Origin of the sequence: Achromobacter agilis (assembly GCF_900496965.1) — a bacterium.
Lineage (GTDB): Bacteria > Pseudomonadota > Gammaproteobacteria > Burkholderiales > Burkholderiaceae_B > Achromobacter > Achromobacter agilis.
Window position 1 is genome coordinate 141,082 of record NZ_UFQB01000009.1, and the last position, 16,105, is coordinate 157,186.

At 61.1% G+C, this 16,105-nt stretch carries 16 protein-coding genes and 1 pseudogene; 13 read left to right on the plus strand and 4 right to left on the minus strand.

Translation table 11 applies throughout. The annotated features are described in order from the left end of the window. Window positions 1-68 precede the first annotated feature (68 nt). Window positions 69-1,439: a Fic family protein gene (locus AGI3411_RS13210; RefSeq protein WP_129527824.1), complete on the minus strand. Its 1,371-nt coding sequence runs from the start codon at window positions 1,437-1,439 to the stop codon at window positions 69-71. Window positions 1,440-1,761: 322 nt separating this feature from the next. Between AGI3411_RS13210 and AGI3411_RS13220 the strand changes: the two genes are divergently transcribed. The 4 genes and pseudogenes from AGI3411_RS13220 to AGI3411_RS13235 all read left to right on the plus strand — a co-directional run bounded on the left by AGI3411_RS13220 (window position 1,762) and on the right by AGI3411_RS13235 (window position 5,490). Continuing rightward, window positions 1,762-2,214, plus strand: a complete 453-nt coding sequence (locus AGI3411_RS13220) for an ATP-binding protein (protein ID WP_129527825.1) — start codon at window positions 1,762-1,764, stop codon at window positions 2,212-2,214. A 146-nt stretch (window positions 2,215-2,360) separates the two neighbouring features. Further along, a pseudogene (locus AGI3411_RS13225) lies at window positions 2,361-2,750 on the plus strand (aminotransferase class III-fold pyridoxal phosphate-dependent enzyme); the annotation flags it as partial. Between the two features lie 238 nt (window positions 2,751-2,988). Further along, window positions 2,989-3,912 carry a DUF2971 domain-containing protein gene (locus AGI3411_RS13230; protein ID WP_129527826.1) on the plus strand — a complete coding sequence of 308 codons (924 nt, stop codon included), beginning with the start codon at window positions 2,989-2,991 and terminating at the stop codon, window positions 3,910-3,912. Between the two features lie 381 nt (window positions 3,913-4,293). Then, the gene (locus AGI3411_RS13235; protein ID WP_129527827.1) at window positions 4,294-5,490 is read left to right on the plus strand and encodes an IS4 family transposase; all 1,197 of its coding nucleotides are present in this window, start codon (window positions 4,294-4,296) and stop codon (window positions 5,488-5,490) included. 144 nt (window positions 5,491-5,634) lie between these two features. On the opposite strand, the gene AGI3411_RS13240 is transcribed toward AGI3411_RS13235, so the two are convergent. After that, window positions 5,635-6,021: a hypothetical protein gene (locus tag AGI3411_RS13240; protein ID WP_129527828.1), complete on the minus strand. Its 387-nt coding sequence runs from the start codon at window positions 6,019-6,021 to the stop codon at window positions 5,635-5,637. A gap of 470 nt (window positions 6,022-6,491) precedes the next feature. On the opposite strand from AGI3411_RS13240, the gene AGI3411_RS13245 reads away from it, so the two are divergent. The 6 genes from AGI3411_RS13245 (at window position 6,492) to AGI3411_RS13270 (ending at window position 13,114) form a co-directional block, all read left to right on the plus strand. Beyond that, a complete protein-coding gene (locus AGI3411_RS13245; protein ID WP_129527829.1) occupies window positions 6,492-6,824 on the plus strand; it encodes a hypothetical protein in 333 nt (110 codons plus the stop codon). Between the two features lie 115 nt (window positions 6,825-6,939). Further along, window positions 6,940-7,461: a sigma-70 family RNA polymerase sigma factor gene (locus tag AGI3411_RS13250; RefSeq protein ID WP_129527830.1), complete on the plus strand. Its 522-nt coding sequence runs from the start codon at window positions 6,940-6,942 to the stop codon at window positions 7,459-7,461. 73 nt (window positions 7,462-7,534) lie between these two features. After that, a complete protein-coding gene (locus AGI3411_RS13255) occupies window positions 7,535-8,536 on the plus strand; it encodes a FecR domain-containing protein (protein ID WP_244240343.1) in 1,002 nt (333 codons plus the stop codon). 180 nt (window positions 8,537-8,716) lie between these two features. Continuing rightward, window positions 8,717-11,197 (plus strand): TonB-dependent siderophore receptor, encoded by a 2,481-nt coding sequence (locus AGI3411_RS13260; RefSeq protein WP_244240344.1) that lies wholly within the window; start codon window positions 8,717-8,719, stop codon window positions 11,195-11,197. A gap of 121 nt (window positions 11,198-11,318) precedes the next feature. After that, window positions 11,319-11,933 (plus strand): class I SAM-dependent DNA methyltransferase, encoded by a 615-nt coding sequence (locus AGI3411_RS13265; RefSeq protein WP_165359166.1) that lies wholly within the window; start codon window positions 11,319-11,321, stop codon window positions 11,931-11,933. Window positions 11,934-12,049: 116 nt separating this feature from the next. Beyond that, window positions 12,050-13,114, plus strand: a complete 1,065-nt coding sequence (locus AGI3411_RS13270; RefSeq protein ID WP_129527832.1) for a hypothetical protein — start codon at window positions 12,050-12,052, stop codon at window positions 13,112-13,114. Between the two features lie 105 nt (window positions 13,115-13,219). On the opposite strand, the gene AGI3411_RS13275 is transcribed toward AGI3411_RS13270, so the two are convergent. Continuing rightward, the gene (locus tag AGI3411_RS13275; RefSeq protein ID WP_129527833.1) at window positions 13,220-13,402 is read right to left on the minus strand and encodes a hypothetical protein; all 183 of its coding nucleotides are present in this window, start codon (window positions 13,400-13,402) and stop codon (window positions 13,220-13,222) included. A gap of 102 nt (window positions 13,403-13,504) precedes the next feature. Continuing rightward, window positions 13,505-13,798 (minus strand): LbetaH domain-containing protein, encoded by a 294-nt coding sequence (locus AGI3411_RS13280; RefSeq protein ID WP_129527834.1) that lies wholly within the window; start codon window positions 13,796-13,798, stop codon window positions 13,505-13,507. A gap of 532 nt (window positions 13,799-14,330) precedes the next feature. On the opposite strand from AGI3411_RS13280, the gene AGI3411_RS13285 reads away from it, so the two are divergent. From AGI3411_RS13285 to AGI3411_RS13295, 3 genes are all read left to right on the plus strand, one after another. After that, on the plus strand, window positions 14,331-14,804 hold the full coding sequence (locus AGI3411_RS13285; protein WP_129527835.1) for a DUF2846 domain-containing protein: 474 nt from the start codon (window positions 14,331-14,333) through the stop codon (window positions 14,802-14,804). A 38-nt stretch (window positions 14,805-14,842) separates the two neighbouring features. Beyond that, complete coding sequence (locus AGI3411_RS13290; protein ID WP_129527836.1) at window positions 14,843-15,157, plus strand: YdcA family protein; 315 nt, start codon at window positions 14,843-14,845, stop codon at window positions 15,155-15,157. Between the two features lie 182 nt (window positions 15,158-15,339). After that, window positions 15,340-16,092: an SDR family NAD(P)-dependent oxidoreductase gene (locus AGI3411_RS13295; RefSeq protein WP_129527837.1), complete on the plus strand. Its 753-nt coding sequence runs from the start codon at window positions 15,340-15,342 to the stop codon at window positions 16,090-16,092. The last annotated feature ends 13 nt before the right edge of the window (window positions 16,093-16,105 follow it).

Here is a 16,105-nt window from a genome sequence, read left to right on the forward strand (position 1 = left end):
TTGTTGCTACGCCTCGACAATCTCAGCAAACGCTAATCGGGCGCGTGATTTACACCACAAATGAGTGCCTACTGCGGCCGCCCCGCCTCGATCCATTCCTGCACTTGGTCCATCGCCAATCGATACCGCGCGCAGTTGTACAGATCCAGCACCCGCAACTCCTCCGCCAACATCGGACGAAACACGCGCGCATCGTCTTCAGACAAGGCCAGCGCCGCCAGCGCAGCATCGGCGGTCTGCCGCGCACGCACTACCCGGCCGATCGCCTCGTTCAGCTTTTCGCGGAACCGCAGCCGCACGGGATCCGGCACGCCCGCCGCGTCGAGTTGAATGGCGTATTTCCGGATCGAGCGCCGATAGACCCAGATGAACAGGTCCGCCGCCAGCGCCACGTCGCAGCGTTCGTAGACGCCCATCATGGCGTAGGCATAATCCTGCGCGTCCACGTCCAGGAAGGACAGCGGCGCGCAGTTGTAGAGCATCAGCGGGATATTGGCCGACAGGCGGCTGGTGCGTTTGTTGCCGTCTTCGAAAGGCTGCAGGTAGGCAAGGTTCACCCAGAGAAAGAACGCCGCTTCCACGGGGTTCTTGATCAGCCGCGCCTTCTCCACGATGCGGTCGAACATTTCCTGCAGCAGCAGGGGTGCCTGGACGGGCAAGTAGGTTGTATCGCGAATGTTGACCACGGTCTGGCGGATGCGGCCCAGGCTTTCGGCGTCGGCCAACAGGTTCTGCATCAGGATCGCGTGCAGGTTGCCGACGACCGCGGACGCCAGGCCGTATACGGGCACCGCGTCGACCATGAACTCGATGGCTGCCTTGTGGTTGAGCAGCATCACCGCGTCCAGATCATTGCCCGCCGTGCCGCGCTGGAAGAGTTCTTGCGTGGCCAGCAGCGAATACCGGTTGCCTTCCAGCCGCGAAGACGACCAGGACAGATCGAGCAGCAGCGGCTCCAGCACGCGGCGCGCGTAGGTGCCGGCAGGTTGCTGGCCTTGCATGCGGCCCTCGTCGGCCAGGCGCTGGGCCAAGGCGGGAGGCAAAAGAGCGCTTTGGTTCGGGACGTATTCATCCACGAAGCTGCGCTGGTAGCCGACCGGCGCGCGTGACGCCAGCGGCAGCCGGAGGTGGGCCAGCAGCGCTTGCCCGGGTTCGGACCAGATCATTCCGCTGGCGTCTGGCGCGGGCTCAGCCAGACGCGTGGCGATGCCGGTTGTTGGGAGCGCCCCGGCGGACGTTGGGTCCGCGATCCGGTAGCGTGTAGCCCGGCCGCGCCCAACGCGTTGCACCATGCCGGTTTTGAGCAGGACGTCCAGTTGGCGCTTCACCGTGGACCAGCTTGTGTCGATTCCGTTGGCCAGTTCGCTGGAACTGAGCCACGGACGCGCTTCCCGCTGTCGGGCGCGGAGCATCTGGAGGATGTCTTCGGGGACGGTCATGATGTGCCTAGTCAGGTCGAATCAGCTCAATTTAACAGCAATCAGCTCATGAAATAAGCTGTATTTGGGCTTTAATGAGCTGAAATGGTCTGATTTTGAGCTGATTTCGAGCCCGGCGGCTCGGCGAAATCAGGACCCTGGCCTTCCCCTGCCACGCACTCTAAAACGTGTACTTCGCCGTTAACAAAAACGACCGCGGCGCGCCGAAGTGGTTGTTGTCCTGCGTGCTGCCTATCGCCTGGTAGTAATACTTGTCGAACAGGTTGTACACGTTCAGCTACCAGTACATCAGGGACGAAGCTCGGGTCAGAGGAGAAGTGAATTGAGGCTGAAGTCACTGCAGGTCGAGCCCTTGGGCGACGGAGGCTGGGAGAGCACGCTGTTGGAGTTTGGGCACCGAACCACGATGCTCTTCGCAGCGAATGGCAGCGGGAAATCGCCTATCGTGCGTATGCTTGCATCCGCGTTGGGGTTTCCCAACAACTTCAGGGCGGAAATCCTTGAGAAGTGCAACGCCGTCGTCTTACATGCCGAAGCGGACGGCAAGCCGCTCACGATCCGGCGTGCCCTTGAGTCGAGGGATGGACCCTTCTATGCCACGATTGACTTCGATGGCGAGAAAACTGAGCATCATTCCGAGGGGTCCTTCTCGACCGCGTTCTTTCAACTTCTTGGTCTGAAGCCGCTACGGCTGGTGTCAAACAAGGGGGAGGAAACGAAGCCCTATATAGCGACCCTGCTGCCACTCTTCTACTTGATCCAGGGCCACGGGTAGGTGTCATGATCTATGCCGAGGGGTTCTGGCTTTGACCGAAACGTCAATGCTTGGGCTCTTGCAAGCACCCCACGACACCGCAGAATCCATGGGAGGATGCCGATGAATTTGTGGGGAAACCTCAGAGTCTGACACCATTTTCTTGCTCGCATGGGGACCAGGGCGGCACGTATAACGGCAACCCGCTGATGGCGGCTGTCGGCGTGGCGGTGTTCGATGCCCTGGCCGCGCCGGGCTTCATGGAGTCGGCCAATGCCCGTGCCAAGCAACTGTCCGAAGGCCTGCTGGCGCTGTCGGCCAAGTACGGCATGAAGGGCGAGCGCGGGATGGGATTGCTGCGTGCGCTGGTGATGGATCGGGATGATGGTCCGGCGATTGTCGAGGCTGCACGGAATCTGACGCCGAATGGTTTGCTGCTGAATGCGCCGCGGGGGAATTTGCTGTGGTTTATGCCGGCGTCGAATGTGACGGCGGAAGAAATCGATACGATGCTGGGGCAGTTGGATGGGTTGATTGAGAGCGTGCGTAAGGCTTGACCTGCTTCACTTGGTAATAATCTGCAAGGGCCGCTTTATCAGCGGCCCTTTTTTGGAAATTCCTTTTCGGAAATTCCATCGCCCAAGTCAGTGTTGAATGATCGAATAAGATCGCGCGCTCTAGGGAGAAATTGGGCTGAACGGAGAAAATTCGACCTCTGGGAGTGTTGATCTTTAGACAATTAGTATTATATTGTGCCTCAAATAGGTCATATAAAAATTCTGCGGAGCGTCAGTTTTGTCGAATGTCTACAAATATGCAGGTCCCGATACGCTGGATCTGATTGTGAAAGATGATGGTATTGCGACGCTGAAATGTTCGTATCCGAAGGGTTTTAACGATCCATTTGAGCTTTTTCTCACCATTGACTATCAAACCGAGCCAGGGCTTCTAGCATATTACGAAGAAATTATCGGGGAAATTCCACAATTACCAACGACATGTTTTTCGCGTTCGCCTGCTGTCGCTCCTATGTGGGCGCATTATGCGAATAATCTTCAAGGATTTGCTATTCAGTTCGATGAGCCCTCGTTGCAGGAAGGTTTCCCAGATAGCGGATTCGGTGACGTGTCGTATTTAGATGGCCCATCAAAAGGTCTGTCAGATCTTTTGGAGAAGGCTTATGTATTACAAAAACCTAGATATATCGCGTGGTTGCAACAAGGTGCCTTCCAAGCGGCCTACTATACAAAGGCTGATTACTGGAGCTATGAGAGTGAGCGCCGCATGATCGTCGGTGAAAATGAGGTTCGATCAATTGGTAGCGTGATGTTGATGGACACGCCTAGGGGCAGTGTTACGGCCCTCATAGCAGGTCCTCGCGCAAGTGGAGAGTTGTGCCGAAAACTACAGAAAAAGGCGGATTTATTTGAGTGTGAATATTTTCAAATGAAAATAGGGCGCAGCTCCATAAATCCTTTTTTTCTAGATGCGAGTGGTATCGCCTATCAATTTGACGGGAAAGGTTTAGTACCTAGTCGTGATTTGTGCGATGCTTGCCAAGAGCCCGTGCGAGTAGGGGCAGCAACGTGTTCATGGTGCCTGATAAATAGCTCGCACCGGGATGAGGCGGCAGGCCGAAATACATTCAGGATGATGGCGCATTACGGAATTTTGGACGATTATCTGAAACGTATTCGACGGATGCATTCAAATAAATAAGCAGTTTGGCTTAGCTCTGCATTGCTTCTGTATGAGCGGTGGTGGTGGCTTAAATGCTTCGGCGAACCGCTGACTCTGGAGCGTTCGACAATTAACATTCCTCTAAAAAAGGTCGTCGAATTTCAGTCGCCAAATTGCAGGCGATATGTGTAAACTCATTGAGCTGTGAGCTGAAAGTTCTCTATGCACGGAGGCTGTGTGTACGAAAATATGGTGTCAGACTCTGAGGTTTCCCCACGGATTTCCAGGGAAACGCATTCTGAATCAATGGCTTGTTGCGCAGAGCGGGGGCAAGCTTTTAGCGTGTGGTGATCAGGGCATGCATGGCACCAGTCTTATACCCTTCATAAGGCGACCAAACCGTTTGAAGGAAGACAGGCCATGCACGCAGTCGGAGTATTGCAGAAACTGCTCCAGGATTCGATCCCCAGCCTACATTTGAACCGGCTCAAAGCCTTGATATGCACGGTGCGAAGTGCGATGACGACACGGCGGCTGACACTCAGTGGACTGGCGCGCGGCTTGCCCGCCGGTCAGGCAATCAGGCATCGCATCAAACGCGTGGACCGGCTGCTGGGCAACCGTCATCTGCATAACGAACGGCCCATGTTCTATCAACTCCTGTGCCGGCAGTTTATGGCGGGAGCCAAGTGCCCCGTTATCTTGGTGGATTGGTCCGATTTGAAGGCGGATCGGAGTTGGTTGGTATTGCGCGCGGCCCTCTGGATACGCGGCGCTGCCGTGCCCATTTACGAGAGCGTTCATCCCCTGCGCGATCAGAACTCACCGGGCATCGAGCAGACGTTTCTGAGCAAACTCAAGTCCTTGCTGCCCGAGGGTCTGCGGCCAATTGTCGTGACTGATGCGGGGTTCCGCGGTCCGTGGTTTACCTATCTGAATCAACTAGGCTGGTACTGGGTAGGACGCATCCGTGGCCGCACATTTCTTCGGTCAGGCGATGAGCGGCGGCGGCGCTGCACGACGGATTATGCGTACGCGAACTCGCGTCCCAAGGATCTGGGCGAACAGCAAATGGTACGTTCCGGCCCGGTGCAAACGCGGCTCGTGCTGTATCGAAAGCCAGCTCAACAGCGCCAGGCTCTGACTCAGTTCAAGCAACGCAAACGCAGCAGCCACAGCGAGGTCTGCGCGAGGCGAGAAAGCGAACCTTGGTTGCTGTGTGCCTCGCCGGGGTTGGTCGACACGAATGCGCGCGATATCGTCGAGGTCTACCGCAAGCGCATGAGCATTGAATGCACCTTCCGAAGTTTGAAATCCCATCAGTTCGGGTTCTCCTTCGAAGACAGTCAAAGCGCAGGCGCTGCGCGCCTGCAGATCCTGTTGTTGATCCACGCGTTGGCCACGTTCCTGTTGTGGCTGGTCGGCAAATTGGCTGAGAGCAGGAAACTGAGGCCGGCCTATGAATCCAACAACCGCAAAGGCCGGCCGACCATCTCGTTGCTTACGCTAGGTGTCATGATCTATGCCGAGAGAGTTCTGGCTTTGACCGAAACGTCAATGCTTGGGCTCTTGCAAGCACCCCACGACACCGCCGAATCCATGGGAGGATGCCGATGAATTTGTGGGGAAACCTCAGTCGCTGACTGTATTGACTGATCTCTATGAGTCAAAAACAGTCAAACAGGAAAGGCCGCTTGCGACCCTGAACGGTCGTTCTTTTTTCTCCTAATGGACACTCCGATTTGGATTCGGCAGATCTTACTAAGCACGCAGTAGTTGCAGAACCCGGTCGGATAAGTCCCGGCGCTCGATCCATCGCTGGCTCAGAGCGGCCGAAATGTCTATCGCAAGCCACTGCATCGAACCACGCTGCGAAATCCCGGTTGGCATGACATGGGCGCGCAATGGGTCTTTTTTGTCATAGCGGTAATCAACATCGCCTTCCCTCGCAGGAGTGCGAGACATGGGTACCGATGCCATTAGACTTCGGTCTTGCGCTATCTCGTGTTTCTCCATCGGTACACGCAAGAGTCGGAAATCATGTGCCAATGCCTCAAAAAAATCGCTATCGGCAATTAGCTTTCGCTCCCGGGCCAACCGGACTATTTCATAGACCTGCCCAATCCACATCTCGGAGAGCGACGCCAAGGGTTCTGCTACCCACGGGTGTATTTCTTCGCGTAAGGCAACGCTTGTGTACTCATCCTCCATGCACCTAAGTACAGCATCGAGTCTGCCTGTTCGCTGAATGGACACACTGAGCAAAGAGCCGGGCAACGCTCCCCCTAGCCTGTGCGACCCCGTAACCCACGACTGAGTAACAGTCTCTTGCTGCTTTGCTGCAAGTTGATAACCGGAAAGAATGAGCTCAGATACAGACAACACAAGCCACCTTTAGATTGTGGGAGGACGATCTTAACGGGATATCGAGCGTCTCTTACTGGCCGAAAGCAGACATCTAGTCTGTGTATAAGTAGCATTCTTGGATGGCAAACTTGTCATTCACGCCACGGTTAGCCTCAGATTTCCCCCCGTATACTCCCTCACTACCGCCACAACGGTAGCCCGGTTTGGAAGCCGGTAAATCGTCGGATTTCCCACATCGTCGGAGGAAGTCCATGCCATCCCACCCCCTCACCCAAAACCCCTGGTCCGTCGACTCCGACCCCGAGCACGGCCTGGTCCCCCTTTCCCCTCTCTACCAAATCGACCGAGCCCGCTATGCCATCGCGGCCATGGCCCGCATGGTAGGCAACAGCGCGTCCGAGCCTGACGCAACCGGCGGGCAGCCGCTAGACGCGTGGACAGTGGCGGCGTTGATGGGCGGGGTGGAAGGCTTGTGCGATCACCTGGGGACCTTGGCGGACGCCATGCTGGAGCAGGCGCGGGCTTGCCGCGTGGATGCGGACCCTTGGGGCGTGTTGCACGACGCGCCAGCGTCGTTGCAGTAGGCGCCTGCCCAAAGTAAACACCCGCCCGTGCCGGCGGGCATGGGGACGAACACCGGGCTTGGGCCGGTATTCGTCTGGATATAATGGGAACAATTCCCATTCCCAATATATCCCCATGCCCGCCACCCCCAGCGCCAGTCGCGACGCCGGTATCGCGACGCTGTACCGCGACCATCATTCCTGGCTGCACGGCTGGTTGCGGCTGAAGCTGGGCGATGCGCATCGCGCGGCGGATCTGGCGCAGGACACGTTCGTGCGCCTGCTGTCGGCAAACTCCCCCTCTGACACCGCGCTGCGCGAGCCGCGGGCCTACCTGCGCACCATCGCGAACCGTTTGCTGGTGGACCATTGGCGGCGGTTGGAGATCGAGCGCAGTTATCTGGCGGTGTTGCAGACGTATCCGCAGAGCCATTGGCCCTCGGAAGAGTCGCGGCTGTTGATTCTGGAGTCGTTGGAGCAGGTGGCGCAGATGCTGGGCCGGTTGAAGCCGGAGGTGCGCGAGGTGTTTCTGTTGGCGCAGATGGAGGGGCATACGTGCCCGCAGATTGCGCGGCAGGTGGGGAGGTCGGTGGCGACGGTGGAGCGTTATCTGGCGCAGGCGTTGCAGCACTGCTATCGGCTGGTCTATGGGGTTTGATCGGGCGGGCGTGTCGCCCGGGGCGCCAGGCGCCCGTGCGGAGAACGGCGCGGAGGGCGCGGTGGACCGGGCGATGTTGGACGAGGCGATCCGTTGGCGCATCAAGCTGCAATACAACACGGCGGACGCGTCGGCGTGGCAGGCGTTCGATGCCTGGCTGCGGGCGCAGCCCGCGCATGCGTTGGTGTGGGAGCGTTTGCAGGCGCTGGGCGCGCGTTTGCAGCGGCCGGCGGCGGAGATGCCGGCCGAGGCCGCGGCGCGGATTCTGCGGCAGACGGAGGCGGCGCAGGCGCGGCGGTCGCGCCGCAAGGCGCTGATGTCGCTGGGTGCGTTGGCGGCGGGCGGTTGGGTGGCGTGGCGGGCGGGGGATGTGCCGGTGGTTCGGCAGGCGCTGGCCGATGTGTCTACGTCGCGGGGCGAGCGGCGTCGCGTCACGCTGCCGGATGGCGGGACGCTGGTGCTGAATACGGAGACGGCGGTCGATATCGATTATGGCGGGCCGGTGCGGCGCATTCGTTTGCTGGCGGGCGAGGTGTATGTGATCTCGGGGCATGACCCGTTGTCGCGGCCGCTGTTCGTGGAGACGCGTGACGGGGGGGCGCAGGCGCTGGGCACGCGGTATCGGGTGCGGCAGTGGGACGATGGCAGCGAGGTGGCGGTGGATGAAGGCGCGGTGGCGTTGCTGCCGCGCGATGGCGCGGGCGAGGCGGCGGGCGCGACGTTGCGCGCCGGGGAGTCTGCGCGGATGACGCCGCAAGGCGTGCGGGCGCTGGCGCCGGTGGAGGGGCGCATGATGGATGGCGCGGCCTGGGTCGAGGGGGCTTTGTCGGTGCGCGATATGCCGCTGGAGGCGTTCTTGCAGGAGCTGTCGCGTTATCACGGGGCGATTGAGTGCGATCCGGCGGTGGCGCGGTTGCCGGTGTCGGGGGTGTTCCAGTTGGACGATACGCGCAAGGTGCTGGCGCTGCTGCGCCAGATTCTGCCGGTGGAGCCGCAGGCGGGACGCTTGTGGTGGGGCGGGCGGGTGACGCGGGTTCGGGCACGCGCACGGGCACCGGAACGGGCACGGGGCTGAACAAACAAAAAATGCCCCCACGCTGCGCCTGCGGCTTGCTGCCCCCCGAGGGGGCGCTTTTTGTTTTGGGGCGGCCCGGCAACAAAAAAATCTGAGGGGATGGGCGAATTCGTTCGTCATACCGGTTGTAGCAGTGCGCACTGCCCAGCACCGACCGACCCTCATTGGAGTATCCCTTTCGTGAAGACCCACCGTCTCCGGGCCGCGACGCCGTCGTCCGGCGCGCGGGCTTGCTTGCGCGCTTGCCCCCAGCCCTTCTTTACCGTGCTGTTGCCGTTGGCGGCGGCCCTGGCCGCCTTGTCGGCGCCGTCGCCCTCCTACGCCCAGGCCGCGCCGGCCACGGCGGCGCAGTCCGAATCTGCCCGCGTGTATGCGATTGCGCCGGGGCCGTTGAATGACGCGCTGGCCGCGTTTGCGCGGCAGGCGGGGATTTCGTTGGGGTATTCCTCGTCGCAGTTGAGCGGGGCGCGCAGCGCGGGCCTGAATGGCCAGTATGGCGTGGAGGATGGCTTGCGCGCGCTGTTGGCGGGCACGGGCTATCGCGCGGTGAATGTGGACGGCGGCATCCGTGTGGAGGCCGAGCCGCCGTCCGCCACCAGCACGCTGGCGCCGGTGCTGGTGACGGGCGCCTATCATGCGCAGACCGAGGGCACGCAGTCTTACGGGTCCAGCATGGCGACCATCGGCAAGACCGAGCAGGCGCTGAAGGACATTCCGCAGTCGGTCACGGTGGTGACGCGCAAGCGGTTGGATGACCAAAACCTGTCGACCATCAGCGAGGTCTTGGAGAACACCACGGGCGTGACAATCAGCGAGGTGGCCGACGGCGGGCGCAATTTCTATTCTCGCGGGTTCAAGATCACGAATATCCAGTACGACGGCGTGCCGCTGTCGCGCAGTTTCTATGCGGTGGGCAATAGCTTCACCGGCAGCACGGCGTATCTGGACCGGGTGGAGGTGTTCCGCGGCGCGCAGGGGCTGTTCGAAGGCGCGGGGCAGCCGGGCGGCTCGGTGAACCTGGTGCGCAAGCGCCCTACCGCCGAGACGCAGGTGTTGATGGAGGCGCGCGCGGGCTCGTGGGATCACGTGGGAGGCATGCTGGATGCGGGCGGGGCCTTGAACGCGGACGGCAGCCTGCGGGCGCGGGCGGTGCTGGATCTGGATTCCAAGGGTTCGTCCATCGACGTGGTGAAGGAGCGCAACACCAATCTGTACTTCGCGCTGGATTACGACCTGTCGCCCAGCACGACGGTGGGCGCGGGCGTGCTGGTGTCGCGCCTGCGGTCCACGCCGTTCTTCGGCGGCTTGCCGCGTTATAGCGATGGCAGTTCGCTGGGGCTGAAGCGGTCGACCTTTCTGGGTGCGGACTGGAACCAGTGGGATCGGGACGAGACGCAGGTGTTTGCGGACCTGACGCACCGCTTCAATGGCGATTGGCGCGTGAACGTGGCGGCCACCTACGTGAAGGAGACGAGCCTGACCTCGGCGCTGGACGCGACGGGCGCGGTGGACCCAGTGACCTTGATGCGGCCGATGCGCAACGCGTGGAATTACGACAAGTCGGCGGAGCACATCGGTTTTGATGCGAATGTGAACGGCCGCTTCACGGTGCTGGGCATGGCGCAGGACCTGACGGTGGGCGTGAGTATGTCGCGGCTGACGTCGAAGGATCGCATCGAGTACGCGTCCAACTATCTGCCGCTGGACGTGTTCCACCCCAATCCGCATGTGCCCAAGCCGGACAGCTTTCCAGATTCCCAGCGCACGTCGCGCTATGAGCCACACGTGCAGAAAGGCATTTATGCGCAGTTGCGCAGTAGCCTGACGGAAGACCTGACGCTGGTGTCGGGCGGGCGTTTCAGTTGGTTTGAAAGCCGCTACACCACGCAGGCCGCCACGTGGGACGATGTCAGTACCGCCAAGGCCAGTGCGGAGTTCACGCCTATGGTGGGGCTGGTTTACGCGTTGACGCCGCAGTGGTCGGCCTACGCCAGCTATGCGGATATCTTCGAGCCGCAAACCGCCACCACGCTGGACGGCAGCATCTTGAAGCCCATCGTCGGCGCGAACTACGAAGTGGGCGTGAAGGGCGAGTTGATGGACGGCAAGCTGAACACGTCGTTCGCTCTGTACCGCATCGACCAGAAGAACCGCGCGGTGCAGGACTACGAGGCGGGGCCGGTGTGCAACGGCGGCTACTGCTCACGCGCGGCGGGCAAGGTTCGAAGCCAGGGCTTCGAGGCGGAGATGAGCGGCGAGCTGATGCGGGGCCTGCAAGTGGCGGCGGGCTATACCTTCAACAGCAACAAGTACCTGAGCGATCCGGACCGCGAAGGCCAGACTTTCAGCGAGGAAACGCCGCGGCACCTGTTGCGCCTGTGGAGCGAATACCGCTTGCCCGGCCAGTTGAACCGCTTGAGCGTGGGCGCGGGCGTGAATTGGCAGAGCGCGCTGACCAACAGCATTTCGAAGGTGCGCCGGCCGTCGTACAGCGTGTGGAACGCGCGGGTCGCGTATGACGTGACGTCGAATTGGACGGCGGCGTTGAACGTGAACAATCTGTTCGACAAGGTGTATTACGAGTATCCGGGCTATGTCGAGAACCGCAACAACTACGGCGCGCCGCGCAGTGTGACGTTGACGTTGCGCGGGCGGTTCTGAACGCCTGGGCACCAAGGGGCAGGCGGCATGATGTGCCGCCTCGTCCTCTGGCGTTGCCCAAGAGGACGGGTGTGATACGCATCTTTTAAGATATCTCCAACCACATTGCCAGAGTCCTGATATGTCCTCCTCTCCCGCTGACGACGTGATTGCCCTGTACCAAGAGCATGCCGCCGCGTTTGAGGCGTTGCGGGGAACGGAACTGATCGAACGCGCCTGGCTGACGGCGTTTCTGGAACGGCTTCCCGTCCCGCACCCGCAGGTGCTGGATATTGGTTGCGGCAGCGGCGTTCCCATCGCGCGCCACCTGATCGAGAACGGCTGCCGCATCACCGGCGTCGACACCTCGCTGCCGCTGCTGTCCCGGGCAAGGGCGTCGTTTCCCGACCATCACTGGATCGCCGCCGACATGCGGCAATTGGCTGGTATCGGACGGTTTCATGGCTTGATCGCCTGGCACAGTTTCTTCCACCTTCGGCCCGAGGACCAGCGGCCGATGTTCTCCACGTTTCAGCGCCTTGCCGCGCCCGGCGCGCTGTTGATGTTCACCAGCGGCACGGCGCTGGGCGAAGCCATTGGAACACTGGAAGGCAAGCCTCTTTATCACGGCAGTCTGGATGCCCGCGAGTATCGCCAATTGCTGGCGGAAAGCGGATTCTCGGTGGTCCGGCATCAGCAGGAGGACCCGGCGTGCGGCGGCGCGACGGTGTGGCTGGCGACCCAGACCGGCCGTTAAGCAAGAGGCCGCGCCAACGCGATATCATGGTCCCGCCCCTCTTCGCGGGGCATTGCACGGCTCTGCCTCGCACAATGCCTCGTTCCTTCCCGCTTCGGAAACAGGAACCAAGAACGATGCCGCTTTTACCCGTGCACGCCCGCGCTTGCCTGCTCGCTTTTTTTGCCCCGGCGCTGGCGCTTGCCCAGCCCGTTGAGCCGGACTTCGCCGCGCGCACCGCCGCGCTGGTGGAGCGCCATCGCGAGAACGTGGACGCATTGCTGGGCGATGCGCGGCAGCAGGGCATGGCGCTGCTTGTGATTCCGACGCTTAACCTGGACGCCGAGCCCCAGCGCGATTTCGACGATGACGCGACCCGCGACCGTTTCGTGCGCCAGCGCAGCACGTTCGTGCACTGGAACCACAAGTCGGAAAAGGACTACGCGATCAGCGCCGGCGCAGGGGACCATGCGACGGACCCCGGGCCGCAGTTCCAGACCGTGCGCGGCAAGCTGCTGTATCAGGTGATTCCGGTGTGGCCGGGGGAATACCGGCTCAACCGCATCACCTATCACCAGCCTCGCGCCGAGTTGCCCGAAACGGTGCCGCCTCAGAGCGCCATGGAGAGGCTGAAGAAGATCGGCATTGCCACGCTGGACTACACGGTGGACCGCGAGTTCAAGAGGACCGGGCCGAAGCCGCCATCCGGGAATGAGGACGATGACGGATTGGGCAAGGGCTGCGAGGTGCTGCTGCGGGCGGGCGGCGGCTGCGACGAAGCCGCACGTGAGGTCCGCTGGCGCATCAACGGCGAGATCGCGTTCAACGCGGGAAACGCTGACGCCGCGCCAGCGCCCGGTATCGAAGCCGAACTGACTTTCTCGCCGATAGCGGCGATCACGCTCGAAGCGGGCGAGGTGGTGCTGACGGATGGCTTCGTATTGCCCGTCGATCAGCCGGTGATGACGCCGGATTCGTGCGAAGACACGTCCCTGGGCCCCACCTGCTCGATCGATTCGATTACCTTGACGCGCCTGCCCGCCAGCCTGGACGATTTCCGGCAGGCGCCGGGGGCATCCAGTTTCAACTTGCCCAAACTGGATGCGGCGCTGCGCGACCTTGCGTATCGGGCGTCCACGCTGTACTACAAGCCGGCGTCCGAGGCCGAGCCGAACGTGATCCGGGCCGTGGACAGGAACTAGGACCCGACGGGAAAAAAAAGAGCCAGACGACAATTTCTCAGCCCATCACTGCCGAAATTGTGGTCTGGCACCTTTCATGCGGGGCAGGTCTCCACGAGGTCTTCCCTACCGGGCTTTCATCTCCTCCTCCTTCTCCTCCTTCTCCTTCTTCTCCTTTTTTTCTCCATCGTAGTGAGACTTGATGGCGAGAAACATGCCCGTGCCCAACACGAGAAGCTTGAACGTACCGAAGACTACAGGGACCCAAAAATTCATTATTTCCTCAAAACGCTGCTTCAGCAGCTTCATTCACGACTCGTGGGCCAGGCAAAGACAAACGAACGATAGCGGTGTGGGCATGGCTGCCGACATTGCAGTTTGATGCCTTTCGTTGGGACGGTAGCGTGAGCGTCATGGCCTGCGCCGGGCAATACGCTCCCAATCGTACCTGCGTTGTTCGGCAATCGACCGGATCAGTTTGGACGAATTTTTAGATATCAGTGTGTTCGCGGGCACGTTCCCGGTGACGATGGAACCCGCCGTGGAAAAAACCGAGGTCTCGCCCATGAACGCCAGCTGCTCGGCGATGGCGTCATCGACGAGATGCTTCAGCAAGTTCATCGCGCAGCGGTAAGGCCAGTCCGATGGCGGACTGGCTTCCAGTACGGTTACCGCGTGCGTTGTGTACTGACCAGCATCATTCACGTGGGATTCCCCTGGCAGCCGGATCAAGCCTGTCCCTGCGCGGGCCGCGCCGCGCGCCACGCGGGGAATTTCACTCTGGCGTGGGGGAATGACAAGGTTTGGGGGGGCAGGGCTGCTCGGACAATCAGACTCAAGCGGAGCATGGCGGGCGATGTGTGGACGATTCGTTGTCCGTTCGTCCGATATCGATGCCGATGAGCGTGGAAGCGGAACGGGAAGCGCGACGATGGAAAAACGGAACCTATACGCGGAGCTTGCTGAAGGCTTCGACGCGCTGTCGCGCGCACGTCCAGAATGCTCAGACGGCATTGCTGACCCGCCTGGTGGCCAAATTTCCGTATACGGTGAGACGGCTGGCGGAAATTTAAGAGTGCTTCCCGGAAACCCAGGCGCAGGGGAACATCAGCGGTCCCTACTTTGAGATAGCTTATTTGGTATTCATATGTCATTAGTAGTATCTTAATGATACATTTATCCGTTCCCTGCGGAGGGCAGGAAGCGGCACATAACTAAGCTGATGAAGACGAATCACATGAATAAAAAGATGTTGAAGTTGGCGACCTCTGCCGTTTGCGTAATGGCGATCGCCGGTTGCGCCAATGTGCCGATGGCGCCGGCCGAGCAGAATAAGCAGGCCAAATCGTTCCCGGCGCCGGACGAAGGAAAGTCCGGCCTGTATGTCTACCGGGACAGCTTCGCGGGCAAGGCCCTGAAGAAAGACGTTTATGTTGATGGCAAGTGCCTGGGCGAAACAGCCGACCGCGTGTTTTTCTACACACAGGTGGCCGGCGACGAGCAGCACAAAGTCTCCACCGAATCGGAGTTTTCGCCGAACGATCTGATGGTGATGATGGAGGCGGGCAAGAATTACTTCGTGCGCCAATTCATCAAGATCGGCGTATTCGTGGGCGGCGCCGGCGTGGAGCAGGTCACGGAAGAGGAAGGTAAGCGGGTGATCTCCAAACCCGAAGTGAACCTGGCGGCCGAAGGCCGTTGCGATAGCTGATCGCAGTTGGCTACCGCCGCCTTCTTGAGGAAATGACGATGCGTCTTGGTCTGCTGCTGGCGGCCGTGCTGTTTGCCACGGGGGCCCATTCGGCGAACTATCCCTGTTCCGGAAAGAAGGGCGGCGTGGAGCGTTGCGTCGGAGAGCAGTTTCTGTGCCGCGACGGTTCGATCAGCGCATCGAAACGTGTGTGCTCAAATTCGGGCTCCAGCGCGTCGCCCCTTATTTCCAAGCCGTCGGCCGCAGGTTCCAATGGCGCATGTAGTTGCCGTGATGGCCAGTACTGCACAGGGCCGCGCGGCGGAACGTTCTGCTACACCGATAGCGGGAAGAAGTCCTATCTCAGGAAATGAGCGCCCGGCGGCACAGCTTGAGGCCGTCTCAATAACTGCCCGCAGGCAGCACATCCGCCAAATAGGCGTTGGTATCCGGGGCCTCGCGCAGCGCATGCCGCATCCACGCGCCGTCGCGAGGACGGTGTTAATTTGTAGTCCGACCGCCGCATCCGGCGCACTCCTGTTCAAGAGATTCTTCGATGCCCACTCTTCAGTCTTCGCGCCCCGTCGCGCTCGTCACGGGTTCGACCTCCGGCATTGGCGAGGCCATCGCCCGTCGTCTGTCGCGGGACGGCTATGCGGTAGTGGTGCATTCCCGGCGCTCGGTTGAAGCCGGCCATGCCCTGGCACGCGAGCTGGGTGCGGCGGCCTACGTGCAAGCGGATCTGGCGAACGATGCCGACAGGATCCGGCTGGTCCGCGAGGCCGTCGCGGCATGGGGGCGGCTGGATGTGCTGGTCAATAACGCGGGGATCAGCCGGGTCATTCCCCACGCGGACCTGGCGGCCGCCACGCCGGATATCTGGCATGCGTTGCATGAGGTCAACGTCGTTGCGCCGTTTCGCCTGGTGGCCGAGGCGCAGGCCGCGCTGCAAGCGGCGGCGGCGAAGGGCAGGCCCGCTTGCGTGGTCAATGTGAGTTCACACGCCGGAATCCGGCCCAAGGGCGCTTCCATTCCCTATGCGGCGACCAAGGCGGCGCTCAACCACGTGACGCGCCTGCTCGCGCTTTCGCTGGCTCCGGATATCCGCGTGAATGCGGTGGCGCCGGGCCTGGTGGATACGCCGCTGACGGCCGATTGGACGCAGGCCCAGGCGTTGTGGCGCGACAAGGCGCCGATGCGCCGGGCGGCCAGTCCGCAGGATATCGCCCAGGCGGTCTCCATGCTTGTCGCGTCGGATTATCTGACCGGCGAGGTGCTGCTTTCCGATGGCGGATTGAACCTGACGTAGTCTTGCGCGACTG

Bases quoted from the DNA above. Each gene is read 5' to 3' on its own strand.
- AGI3411_RS13290 (WP_129527836.1), top strand. From the start codon at position 14,843: ATGCGTCTTGGTCTGCTGCTGGCGGCCGTGCTGTTTGCCACGGGGGCC.
- AGI3411_RS13285 (WP_129527835.1), top strand. From the start codon at position 14,331: ATGAATAAAAAGATGTTGAAGTTGGCGACCTCTGCCGTTTGCGTAATG.
- AGI3411_RS13255 (WP_244240343.1), top strand. From the start codon at position 7,535: ATGTTGGACGAGGCGATCCGTTGGCGCATCAAGCTGCAATACAACACG.
- AGI3411_RS13245 (WP_129527829.1), top strand. From the start codon at position 6,492: ATGCCATCCCACCCCCTCACCCAAAACCCCTGGTCCGTCGACTCCGAC.
- AGI3411_RS13210 (WP_129527824.1), bottom strand. From the start codon at position 1,439: ATGACCGTCCCCGAAGACATCCTCCAGATGCTCCGCGCCCGACAGCGG.
- AGI3411_RS13265 (WP_165359166.1), top strand. From the start codon at position 11,319: ATGTCCTCCTCTCCCGCTGACGACGTGATTGCCCTGTACCAAGAGCAT.
- AGI3411_RS13275 (WP_129527833.1), bottom strand. From the start codon at position 13,402: ATGAAGCTGCTGAAGCAGCGTTTTGAGGAAATAATGAATTTTTGGGTC.
- AGI3411_RS13235 (WP_129527827.1), top strand. From the start codon at position 4,294: ATGCACGCAGTCGGAGTATTGCAGAAACTGCTCCAGGATTCGATCCCC.
- AGI3411_RS13270 (WP_129527832.1), top strand. From the start codon at position 12,050: ATGCCGCTTTTACCCGTGCACGCCCGCGCTTGCCTGCTCGCTTTTTTT.
- AGI3411_RS13250 (WP_129527830.1), top strand. From the start codon at position 6,940: ATGCCCGCCACCCCCAGCGCCAGTCGCGACGCCGGTATCGCGACGCTG.
- AGI3411_RS13295 (WP_129527837.1), top strand. From the start codon at position 15,340: ATGCCCACTCTTCAGTCTTCGCGCCCCGTCGCGCTCGTCACGGGTTCG.